The sequence below is a fragment of the Ohtaekwangia sp. genome (assembly GCF_036568665.1).
Classification (GTDB): Bacteria; Bacteroidota; Bacteroidia; order Cytophagales; family Cyclobacteriaceae; genus Ohtaekwangia.
In genome coordinates this window covers 1-11,470 of record NZ_DATCSD010000005.1, presented here as the reverse complement: position 1 = coordinate 11,470, position 11,470 = coordinate 1, and the positions used below count along the sequence as shown (strand labels likewise).

At 44.1% G+C, this 11,470-nt stretch carries 11 protein-coding genes; 1 reads left to right on the top strand and 10 read right to left on the bottom strand.

The annotated features are described in order from the left end of the window. The 10 genes from VIN08_RS00215 to VIN08_RS00170 all read right to left on the bottom strand — a co-directional run. Positions 1–1,047 (bottom strand): M20 family metallo-hydrolase (locus VIN08_RS00215; RefSeq protein WP_331958437.1); only part of this gene is annotated, 1,047 nt, incomplete at its 3' end. 89 nt (positions 1,048–1,136) lie between these two features. Next, a complete protein-coding gene (gene argB / locus VIN08_RS00210; protein ID WP_331958434.1) occupies positions 1,137–1,925 on the bottom strand; it encodes an acetylglutamate kinase in 789 nt (262 codons plus the stop codon). 17 nt (positions 1,926–1,942) lie between these two features. Next, entirely contained in the window at positions 1,943–2,899 is a 957-nt protein-coding gene (locus VIN08_RS00205; RefSeq protein WP_331958431.1) for an acetylornithine carbamoyltransferase, read from the bottom strand. Beyond that, a complete protein-coding gene (locus VIN08_RS00200; protein WP_331958428.1) occupies positions 2,896–4,014 on the bottom strand; it encodes an aspartate aminotransferase family protein in 1,119 nt (372 codons plus the stop codon). The genes VIN08_RS00205 and VIN08_RS00200 overlap by 4 nt, the downstream gene beginning before the upstream one ends. Positions 4,015–4,073: 59 nt before the next feature. Beyond that, positions 4,074–4,433, bottom strand: coding sequence for a four helix bundle protein (locus VIN08_RS00195; protein ID WP_331958425.1), 360 nt, complete (start codon positions 4,431–4,433; stop codon positions 4,074–4,076). An 88-nt stretch (positions 4,434–4,521) separates the two neighbouring features. After that, complete coding sequence (gene argC / locus VIN08_RS00190) at positions 4,522–5,502, bottom strand: N-acetyl-gamma-glutamyl-phosphate reductase (protein ID WP_331958421.1); 981 nt, start codon at positions 5,500–5,502, stop codon at positions 4,522–4,524. A gap of 87 nt (positions 5,503–5,589) precedes the next feature. Beyond that, the gene (gene argG, locus VIN08_RS00185; protein WP_331958418.1) at positions 5,590–6,792 is read right to left on the bottom strand and encodes an argininosuccinate synthase; all 1,203 of its coding nucleotides are present in this window, start codon (positions 6,790–6,792) and stop codon (positions 5,590–5,592) included. A gap of 156 nt (positions 6,793–6,948) precedes the next feature. Next, positions 6,949–7,746: a GNAT family N-acetyltransferase gene (locus tag VIN08_RS00180; protein WP_331958415.1), complete on the bottom strand. Its 798-nt coding sequence runs from the start codon at positions 7,744–7,746 to the stop codon at positions 6,949–6,951. Positions 7,747–8,323: 577 nt separating this feature from the next. After that, the gene (locus VIN08_RS00175) at positions 8,324–8,929 is read right to left on the bottom strand and encodes a trimeric intracellular cation channel family protein (protein WP_331958412.1); all 606 of its coding nucleotides are present in this window, start codon (positions 8,927–8,929) and stop codon (positions 8,324–8,326) included. Between the two features lie 191 nt (positions 8,930–9,120). Beyond that, entirely contained in the window at positions 9,121–10,164 is a 1,044-nt protein-coding gene (locus VIN08_RS00170) for a type IX secretion system membrane protein PorP/SprF (protein ID WP_331958409.1), read from the bottom strand. A gap of 345 nt (positions 10,165–10,509) precedes the next feature. Here VIN08_RS00170 and VIN08_RS00165 point away from each other — a divergent pair. After that, positions 10,510–11,470: hypothetical protein (locus tag VIN08_RS00165; RefSeq protein ID WP_331958406.1), on the top strand; the 961-nt coding region annotated here is incomplete at its 3' end.

The window sequence follows — 11,470 nt, the reverse complement described above, 5'->3', positions numbered from 1 at the left end:
GTTGAGTACCTTGATATAAGTATCTATACCTTTCTTAATCTCATCGGCATAGATAAATTCATCGGCTGTGTGCGATCGGGCTGAGTCGCCAGGCCCCATCTTTACGGAAGGTGCCGGTATCAAAGCCTGATCGGATGTTGTAGGCGAACCATAGCGTTCTATGCCTAATTTTATAGCAGCTTTCACCAATGGATGTTCTTCTGCTATACCAGACGGTCGCATACGCATGGAGCGAGGCGATACTTCGCTCTTTACGTTCTTCCTGATTACTTCCAACAGTTCTTCGAGACTATAAGCATCGGTTACGCGAACATCTACCGTATAGTGACATTCAGCAGGCACTACGTTGTGTTGTTTGCCGGCATTGATAATCGTTACGGTCATCTTGATCGGCCCTAACGTATTTGATACGATCGGGAATCTATAATTACTAAACCACTCAATGTCGGGCAGTGCTTCATATATAGCATTGATACCTTCTTCGCGTGCAGCATGTCCGGCCTTTCCGCGAGCGATACAATCCAACACCATTAATCCTTTTTCAGCAGTTGCCATCTGGCACAAGGTGGGCTCGCCTACTATAGCAAAATCAACGGGTGGTAATGATGACCATATACTTTCAATGCCGCCCGTACCGGATATTTCTTCTTCCGCAGTAGCGGCCAGCATTACGTTATATTTTAAATTCTGCTGCGGATAGTAATGCAGAAAGGTAGCGATCAGGGATACCAAGGGTCCACCGGCATCATTGCTGCCGAGGCCATATAGTTTACCATCGATGATTTCTGGTTTAAAGGGATCGCGTGTATACTGCGGGTTGGGTTTTACAGTATCGTGATGTGAATTCAGCAGTACAGTTGGTTTGGCCGGATCGAAGTATTGGTTCTTTACCCATACGTTGTTACCCTTGCGATAGGAGTGAACGCGTTCTCTTTCAAAAAATTCTTCCAATACCGAAGCTACTTCATCTTCTTCTTTGCTGAACGATGGAACAGCAATGAGTTTGATCAGCAGGTTCGTAGCTTTTTCGTATAATGATGAATCCATAATATATAGTCCGCTTCGAGCTGTAAGCTTTCGCTTCGAGATCAGCCTTCTCCCTCTGTATCAACCTTCTTCCCGACTATCAGCAGCTCTTATAAAGTTATCAATGTTCCTTCTGTTACAGGCCCTGTATTCTTTAACAGGTCTTTGGCTTCGCCTATCAATACTTCTTTCACACCGGTTTGTATGGCCGCGTAAGCATTCTCCAATTTAGGCAATATACCATCGGCAAATACACCTTGCGGAAGCAGTTCGTCATAACGCTTGCGCGGTAAATGTGTGATCACCGAGTTCTGATCATTTACATCCATCAACACGCCTTTCTTCTCGAAGCAGAAGATGAGGCGCACATCAAATTGTTTACTGAGTGCTACTGCCAGCACCGATGCTATGGTATCGGCATTGGTATTCAGCATCGAGCCATCTGCATGCGTCAGAGGCGCAAAGACAGGCACTATATTTTGATTGAGCAAAGAAGATAACAGGGATGTATTTACACTATCCTGTTTTATATCGCCTACAAAACCATAGTCTATATCTTTCACAGGGCGCTTCACAGCTTTGATCAGGTTTCCATCAGCACCGGTTACGCCCATGGCATTACACGCCAGTGTCTGTAAGGTAGCAACGATCTGTTTATTTACCAGACCGCCATATACCATCGTTACCACGTCAAGCGTTTGTGCATCGGTTATTCTTCTTCCGTTGATATACTTTGATTCAATACCGAGTTGATCTCCTAATCGCGTGGCAATCTTGCCGCCACCATGGATCAAGATCTTCGGTTCTTTGATCGCGGCAAAATCTTTCAGAAATGCACTGAGAGCCGCAGGATTATCCAGCACGTTGCCACCGATCTTTATAATGAAAAGTTTACTCATGCTTTTCGTTAACGTTATTATTTACTGTTCTGTAACAGTTCGTGCAGCACCGTCTGCGCAGCCCACACACGGTTGGATGCCTGTTGCGTAACAATGCTGTTTGCTCCATCCAGAATCTCATCGCTGAGTTCTACATTTCTGCGAACGGGAAGGCAGTGCATTACTTTCGCATTGTTTGTTAACCGTAACTTCTCGTTGGTTAACATCCACACCGGATCGTTGCAGTATATTCTTCCATAGTCAGTATACGTACTCCAGTTCTTTACATATACAAAGTCGGCATCTTTCAATGCTTTCTGCTGATCGAGTTCGATCGTTGCACCTTTGGTAAATTTCTCATCGAGCTCGTAATCTTCCGGATGCGTGATCACAAAATCAGACTCACCCCATGCGTTGATCCATTGCGAAAAACTATTCGCTACACACTGTGGCAATGCCTTTACGTGTGGCGCCCATGTTAACACAATTTTGGGCTTGCGTTTTTCTTTAAACGTTTCGCGTATCGTTATTATATCGGTAAGACTTTGCAGCGGATGCAGCGTAGCACTCTCGAGGCTCAACACCGGTATACCGGCATACTTGATAAACTGGTTAATATATAGTTCGCTATAATCGTCTACTTTATTCTGCAGTGATGGAAAGGTGCGTATGCCCAACACATCAAAATATTTACCCATGATCGGTGCTGCATCTTTCACGTGTTCCACCGTGTTACCGCTCATGATGGCTTCATCTTCAAACTCGAGTGCCCAGCCATCTTGCCCTACATTGAACACGATTACTTTCATGCCGAGATTTTCTGCTGCGATCTGCGTGCTGAGACGCGTGCGCATACTCGGATTAAGGAATAACAAACCGATGCGTTTGTTAGCACCAATCGATTGGCTCTTCAGCGGGTTTGCTTTAAAATCGAGCGCCTTTGCTACGAGGCCATTGATGTCGGGGACATCATTCACGGAAATAAAATTCTTCATTTCAGCTCTTCGGTCAATGCGGTTAGAAATATATCTGCTTCTTGTTTTGTTAAGGCCAGCGATGGTAGCAAGCGTATCGTGTTCGGCTTGGCTTCACCGGTAAATATCTTGTGCTTCATCAAAAGATCATTGCGTACAGTCTTCTTCTCTTCGGGCAGATCAAAACCGATCATCAACCCGCGACCGCGCACATCACTCAGTCCGTATTTTTTTAGTTTTGAGATCCAGTAATCGCCTTGCACAGCAGCGTTTTGTATAAGATTTTCTTTCTCCATCACTTCAAGCACAGCGAGTCCTGCTACTGATGCGAGATAATTCCCCCCGAACGTTGTACCCAACATACCACTCCACGGTTTTATATCAGGATGAATGAGTACTCCGCCAATAGGGAAACCGTTGCCCATGCCTTTTGCTGTTGTGATCACATGCGGTTTTACCCCGGCATGCTGATGTGCGAAGAACTTACCGGTTCTTCCATAACCGCATTGGATCTCATCGAGTATAAATATAGATCCGTTCTCTTTGCATTTTCTCTCAAGAAACTGCAGGAATGAATCCGTTGGTAATTGTATACCTCCTACTCCCTGTATACCTTCTATGATAACGGCAGCCACTGTACTATCCAGCACAGCATTGAAGGCTGCTTCATCGTTCATTGGTACAAACACTATATCATGACCGGCATTGAAGGGTGCTACAATTTTAGGATTGTCGGTAGCCGCTACAGCTCCGGATGTTCTTCCGTGAAATGCTTTTTTGAAAGCGATAACTTTCTTTCTGCCGGTTACAAACGATGCGAGCTTCAACGCATTCTCATTGGCTTCCGCACCCGAGTTACAGAGAAACAACTGATACGACTCATAGCCCGAGAGTTGTCCGAGTTTCTCTGCAAGTCGCTCCTGTATAGGATTCTGAACGCTGTTGGAATAGAACGCGATCTTACCAAGCTGATCGTTCAACGACTTCACATAATGTGGATGTGAGTGACCAATGGAGATCACTGCATGGCCTCCGTAAAGGTCGAGATACTTCTCACCTTTGTCATCCCAAAGCCACGAGCCTTGCGCTTTCGCAGGTGTTATATTGAAGAGCGGATATACATCGAATAGTTTCATTCTTTAAATAAGCAGAAAGTTTAAAGTAAAAAGTTGAAAGCCCGTTTGTTGTTTAATTATCAGATATCTTTTCTTATTTTCTGAAGCAAGCCTATAAGCATCGCCTTAATCTCGTTTACATCTTTATCCAGCTTTTGGTAGACGTTGCTTTTCTGATATCCCAATTCGAGCGACAGAAAATTCAAATACTCTACTTCTTGAGCTGATCCAAAAGCATCTTGCAAATATTTAGCAAAATCCTTTTGAGTAAATTTACCACAGCCTTCAGCAATATTGGTTGGCACCGACATGGACGCTCTGCGTATTTGATCGGTCAACAAATATTTTTCTTCTCTAGGGAAAGAAGATGTCTCTTTATATACAGCAAGTACAAGCCTATGCGCCTTCTGCCAAACAATTAACTTTCTATAATCTTTCATACACTTAACGGGTTTATTAACAGGCCTTCAACTTCCACTTTCAATATATATACCAGCTCACTTTCGACTTTCCACTTTTAGTTTTACGCTAAAAAGCTATGCTTTTTAATTTGATACCGACAGTTTCATCGAGACCGAAGATCAGGTTCATGTTTTGAACAGCCTGGCCGGAAGCACCTTTCAATAAATTGTCGATAGCAGAGTGAACTACAATTTTATCGCCTTCCTTCTCTATACCGATGAGGCACTTGTTAGTGTTTACTACCTGCTTCATATCTACGGTATCGTCAGTCACGATCGTAAACGGATGACCTTTGTAGAAGTCTTTATACAGCTTCTTTACTTCATCCAGAGATTTATCAGTAGAGATACAGGAGCTCACAAATATACCTCGCGTGAAATCGCCACGCCAGGGTATAAAATTGATCGGTTCGCTAAACCCTGCCTGTAATTGTTTGAGTGAGCGGTTGATCTCTTTCAGGTGTTGATGCGTGAGTGTTTTATAGGCAGATATATTATTCGCTCTCCACGTAAAGTGTGTTGTGTCTTGCAGCTTTTGTCCTGCACCGGTGGAGCCTGTTATACCGGTAGCAAATACTTCTTTCAATACACCAGCTTTCGCCAAGGGTAATAAACCAAGTTGTATAGCCGTGGCAAAGCATCCGGGGTTGGCTATATTTTCTGCTTTCAGTATAGCTTCTTTGTTCAGCTCTGGTAAACCATATACAAATGATCTTCCATTCACAGATTCACCCAAGCGAAAGTCCTGACTTAAATCGATGATCCTGACCTTTACATCGATCGGATTCTCCTGTAGAAATTTTTTACTCTCTCCATGTCCGAGACAAAGAAAGATTACATCTACATCCTGCCGGAGTGTATCGGTAAATTTCAGTTCAGTATCACCTTGCAGATCAGGATGCGCGGTATATAGCGGGTTGCCTGCATTACTGCGACTATGCACATATACCAGCTCCGCCTGAGGATGGTTGAACAACAACCGGATTGTTTCACCACCGGTATATCCTGCACCACCAATTATACCTATTCGTATTTTTATATTCGCCATATATTTTAAGCTTAAAGCATAAAGTCTAAAGTAGAAAGCTCTGTGGGTATATATTCAGCTTTAGCGCCTTCCACTTTAACCCTTAAGCTATTTACCCGCGTCTTCTTTCACCTGGTGATATATAGCCGTCTGATTACCGAATATCTTTGTGAAGCCTTTTACATCATCACCGGTCCAGCCGAGATTCATTTCACCATATTTACCAAACTTGGCCGACATCAGATCGTATGCTGATTCTATACCCAGTACCTGGTAACGATACGGATATAGTTGTATAGAAACTTCGCCTGTTACATTCTGTTGTGAGTTGGTGAGGAATGCCTCGATGTCGCGCATGATAGGATCGAGGTACTGGCCTTCGTGCAACCAGTTGCCATAGAATTGAGCAAGCTGATCTTTCCAGCTAAGCTGCCATTTGGTGAGCACGTGTTTCTCCAATGCATGATGGCCTTTCAATACCAGTATAGGCGCAGCAGCTTCGAAACCTACACGGCCTTTTATACCGATAATAGTATCGCCTACATGTATATCTCTTCCTATACCGTAAGGACCTGCTATACTTTGCAAATGTTGTATAGCATCGGCCGGATGAGAGAATGATTTGTCATTTATTTTCTTAAGCTCTCCTTTTTCGAAGGTGAGCTTTACAGTTTCAGTTCCTGTTTTTGTCACCTGAGTCGGCCACGCTTCTTCCGGAAGCATCCCGAGTGACTTGAGTGTTTCCTTCCCTCCCACGGATGTTCCCCATATACCTTTGTTAACGGAGTACATGGCTTTTTCAAAGTTCATCTGTACTCCTTTGGATTTGAGAAAGGCAATTTCTTCTTCGCGCGATAATTTCAATTCGCGTATAGGTGTAATGATCTCGATACCCGGCACAAGTATATTCAGGATCATATCGAAACGAACCTGGTCGTTACCCGCTCCAGTACTGCCATGAGCAACAGCATCGGCCTTCAATTCTTTTGCATATATAGCCACCGCCAACGCCTGCGACATACGCTCGGCACTTACGCTAAGCGGATAGGTATTGTTCTTGAGTATATTTCCGTAGATTAGATAACGGATAACTTTGTCGTAGTAGTTCTTGGTTTCATCTACTGTTTTATGCGAAGCAACTCCCAGATTTTTAGCACGTGCTTCAATCTCTTTGAGCTCGTTGTCATCAAAGCCACCGGTGTTTACGGTGATGGTATGGATTTCATATCCTTTTTCTTCGCCTAAATACTTTACACAGTAGGAAGTATCAAGACCTCCGCTGAATGCTAATACGACTTTCTTTTTACTCATCTCCTTTTTTAATTTTTAAAGCTGTTATCTGTGTGAGTATAGCGGTGTGTGAGTTGCTCCAATATAGTATACTGAAGACATGATGTTACTGCACAAAACTACAAGGCATCATGGTGTGCTCCCGGTTCTGTGTATATTAATTTACCTTCACCTGTGTTACCAGAAGAAGAAAAAGCTCAATAATGATTTTTTATCAGACCGGTCTCCGTTGCCTTCGTCTTTCTTGCGAAAGGATTTGAGAAGCACGAATTGCTTGAAGCGAACCCATCGTTCAAACAACTTGAAGTTGCCTTTGAACTCGCGATGGCGGTGTGTTACCAGTTCACCTTCAGGTGTTACAACGGTATCGGCTTTTACCGGCTGAGGTTGTTGTGCCTGCGCACGTGCAGCCGCTGCCTTGATCTTGGCTTCGGCTTCTACCGGATCGAAGAGCATGGCGGTACACATACAGTTCTTGCGTCCTTTGCTCATCAGGATCTCGTAGTTCACACAGCTCTGGCAACCTTTCCAGAATTCGTCATCGCTGGTAAGCTCGGAGTATGTAACAGGCTCATAGCCCAGGTCGGAGTTGATCTTCATTACCGCGAGGCCGGTAGTGAGACCAAATATTTTTGCATGCGGATATTTCTCCCGCGACAGATTGAATACTTTATGTTTGATCTCTGTGGCAACACCTGTCTTACGAAATGCAGGCGATACAATGAGACCGGAGTTCGCTACATACTTTTCATGTTCCCATGCTTCGATATAGCAGAAGCCCACCCATGTTCCTTCGGTAGTAACGGCAATGATCGCCTTGCCTTCTTCCATCTTCATTTCGATATAGGAAGGCGAGCGCTTGGCAATGCCGGTTCCTCGCGCTTTAGCAGACTCTTCCATCTCATTCGTGATGGTCTCTGCGTAATGTTTGTCGTCAACTGTTGCCAGTCGAACGATGATATTATAATTTTCCAATGTAATTTCTGAATTAAATAAGATCGACCCGTTAAAAATACTGTGCCTTGAAAAAGCACAAAAACGCAATGTCCTTGACATCACGTTACTCAACTGCTACAGTTGTATGATGGAGGTATCAGATACGCGCAAAGCGTACGGGTCGCGGTCGCCTGGTCACCATGCAGGCGGAGAATAAGAACTGGAACGTTCTTTCGGATTGGTAAGCAGCCTTAGCCGCTTTAATTATGGTGAACAATGTTTTCAATTTCTTTTCAAGCGTTTAAGTGAAACGTTAGATGAAAATCATTCAGTTTGTGTTTATGTTTTTTCTAAATGCAAAATTAAACGGAAAAGTTTGTTTAATGGCAAACATTCGAGGCAAGAACTTTAAAAAATTTTCACTAACCGCTAACTTTCGTTAGTAAGAAGCGGTTAGTCGTTATCAGTTATTCGTTAACCGTTAACTGTTATTCGTAAATGCTTCCGGATTTTCAGTCTCTCCTATTGCTTGGCGTGCCTTTATACTTCGACATTCGATATTCCTTGCTCTTTGTTCGATATTCAACGGATATTCCGATTAACAAGTAACGGCTATCTACTTCAACTCCGGCAATGCCAGTCTGAACTTTACTGCAACAAGACGAATAGCAATGATAAGTCCGGCGGAGACAAGCATGGTAGTGTTTCGTTCCATTGAGGTGTGCAGGTCGAGCAAGAGGTAACATACCGCTCCGGCAAGACAGGCCGTGGCATAGATCTCCTTCCGAAAAATTACCGGTGTCTCGTTGGTAAGGGTATCGCGGATCACGCCTCCCATTACTGCCGAGAACATGCCCATGATCGCAGCAATCTCTGGTCGCACACCAAGACTTAATGATTTCTCTACTCCCAGCACCGTAAAGAATGCTATGCCAAAAGTATCGAAGAGAAAAAATGTTCTTCGCAGTTTAATAATATACTTATAGAAGAGAATAGCGGCCACCACTCCAACAATGATGCTATAGAGAAAGTATATATCGCGTACCCATACCAATGGATAACTTCCCAGGATCATATCGCGAAGACTTCCTCCTCCTATCGCAGTAACAAAACCAGTGAAGCCAGCTCCAAACCAATCGTGCTCTTTATCCTGAATGGCCAATGCCCCCGAAATGGCGAAGAAGAATGTACCAAACAGTTCCAGTGAATATTCCAGACTCATAAAGTTCAAAGTTAAACGAAACAAGAATTTCGGTGTCAGTTAAATGTTTAATGTTATTATAACGCCAGGGAAAATTACTCACACGAAAGATACAGCTATAGCAACTCGTTTGTATATCTACTCATAACCCTGAATACAAAGAGGCCTCCATTATGGAAGCCTCTTTATATTTTATTCTTTGATTAGCCTGATTAAAAATCCGGACAAGGAATTATGAGCTTATCTTTTGGCGGCTTTCGAGGGTTACGCATTGGCCACGTATATACCAGGCTAAACTCATGTGCTCCGCCACTACCCGCTCCCAGTTTGGAGATGGTATAGTCGTAGCTATAGCCAATGTTGATAGCATCTTTAGCACCCAACTGGGTAAAGCCTATGAGCAATACGATCGATTCGTTGTTAACCGTTCCTGCCAGATTCTTGAAAGGTACACCGCGATACCACGTCCCTAACACAAGCGGTTCGAACGTAAAGTACATACCGAGATCAACCTGATCCCATTGTCCCTGGTGACGGTATTGAAATGCCGGGGCTATACTTCTCTCTGACTTTCGTGCATATACTCCGCTTCCTACTACACCGGGTGTCATATAGAATTTAAACCCACCGTGTACTGATAGTTTTACCGGCAGTTTGCTTACTTCACCGATCAGACTTTGATTCGGTTGTGTAAGGTGCCAGGTAGAAACTCCGAGCCACGCACTTTTCGTGAAGAACACACCACCAAAAGAAAGATCGACAAAAGTTTTGCTGGATTGTGTATTAAAAGTTTCTGCAGTTTGCTGACTGATGATCTGTCCTGTGGTAGGATCGAACTGATCACCGAAGGTAAGCTTACCGAAATTTACATCGCGGTTATAGAGTGCTACCTGTACACCCGGGCGAAACCCGAGATAGTTTGTGAGCTTTAGTTCATACGAATATTGTAATCCTAAACTAACTGATCGCAGACCGGCAAGTCCTTCGCGATCGCGCGTAAGAATCATTCCCACACCACTGTTCTTATCTTCAATAAAGTAATCGAAGTATGCCGATACTGTAGTAAAATTAGCATCGATGGCAGGCCACTGATTACGGTAATTTATACCTGCTCTCGCCTGATTGGTTGCTCCTGCCAGTGCGGGGTTCAAGTAAAGCGGTGCTGCATAAAACTGGGAAAATTGAGGGTCCTGAGCAGTTACCGCACCTTCCAGCATCAGCATTAATACACATAAAAGCAGGAGTATCCTGTACATCGAGTCGTGTGTTTTTAGATTATGCAATCGGGGCAAAGTAATAAAAAGTTATTCGTTATCCGTTATCCTTTAGCAGAAAAACCGTCAGCCGTTTACCGTTCTCTGTTGAGCTGTATCTGTCACCGATTGATACCAACACATGTTGATATTGCCGGCCAACGGTTAACAGCTAACTGTTAACGGTTAATTTTAACTCAAATTGTATACTTTAAAACGACTTGAGCGTTTTACATTTGACACATAAACAGAACGATTGGTAAGTTACAGAACCTAATACTGAAGAACGTGAGAAAACATCTTTACCGGTTCCTTTTTTTATTCATAGCAGTCATACCGGTCTGCTCCATGGCCCAGAACTTTGCCGGGCATAACTGGTACTTCGGTAACAGTAATCGCGGCATACGGTTCAGTCGTTCCGATAATTCAGCTTCACTGGTAACAAATCAGTTCACTCCTTTTGGTACAGGCGGAAGTGCAGTAGCAAGTGATCCGGTTACCGGCAACCTCATCTTCTATACAGATGGAACACGCGTGATCGATGCCTCTCACCAGGCAATGCCCAACGGGGCAATCACAGGCAGTGCTACGCGTAACCAGCCCGTTGCTATATGCCAGAACCCGGCTAACTCTGCACAATACTATATATTTCATGCCGATGCTACGGGTACCGTTCGCTATAGTATAGTAGATTCTCTTCAGATCGGTAATGCTACCAGCTTTGGACAACCTCCCCTCGGTGATGTCACTACAAAAAATCAAACTATAGCAGGCTTGCCAACCAACTTATCGGAAGCCATGATCACGATGGCCGATGTCAACGGCAATGACATTTGGCTGATGACGCATGAGAAAAACACGACCAACTATCACTTTGTGAAGATCAGTACTGCCGGTGTAGTATACCAGGGTCTTGTTTCCGGAGGACTTATTCAAAACGCTGCAAACTTTAATTACAACGCTGCCTCTAAGCGCATAGCGGTATCGCCTCAGGAAGCTGATCGCGACATTGAGATTCTTTCGATCACTTTTCCCGTAACACCGGCAATTTTACCTACGCTCACCAGCACCCGCGTGATCAACACGGGTATAAATACGGTTGTTACACAAGCAATCTACGATGCCGAGTTCAGCCCCAACGGACAGTATCTGTATGTTTCTGTATTTGGCGAGGGCGCTGCGGCCGGTGACGTGTTGCAATATGATCTTACCGCGCCTACACTTTCACCTGTTTCTGTGTTGCCTTCTCAGCCTACTGAAAGCTATGGCTTGCAGATGGGCCCCGACAGTGTAATATACCATCTATACC

Coding starts and splice junctions, on each gene's coding strand:
- argB (WP_331958434.1), bottom strand. CDS start 1,925: ATGAGTAAACTTTTCATTATAAAGATCGGTGGCAACGTGCTGGATAAT.
- VIN08_RS00205 (WP_331958431.1), bottom strand. CDS start 2,899: ATGAAGAATTTTATTTCCGTGAATGATGTCCCCGACATCAATGGCCTC.
- VIN08_RS00200 (WP_331958428.1), bottom strand. CDS start 4,014: ATGAAACTATTCGATGTATATCCGCTCTTCAATATAACACCTGCGAAA.
- VIN08_RS00195 (WP_331958425.1), bottom strand. CDS start 4,433: ATGAAAGATTATAGAAAGTTAATTGTTTGGCAGAAGGCGCATAGGCTT.
- argC (WP_331958421.1), bottom strand. CDS start 5,502: ATGGCGAATATAAAAATACGAATAGGTATAATTGGTGGTGCAGGATAT.
- argG (WP_331958418.1), bottom strand. CDS start 6,792: ATGAGTAAAAAGAAAGTCGTATTAGCATTCAGCGGAGGTCTTGATACT.
- VIN08_RS00175 (WP_331958412.1), bottom strand. CDS start 8,929: ATGAGTCTGGAATATTCACTGGAACTGTTTGGTACATTCTTCTTCGCC.
- VIN08_RS00170 (WP_331958409.1), bottom strand. CDS start 10,164: ATGTACAGGATACTCCTGCTTTTATGTGTATTAATGCTGATGCTGGAA.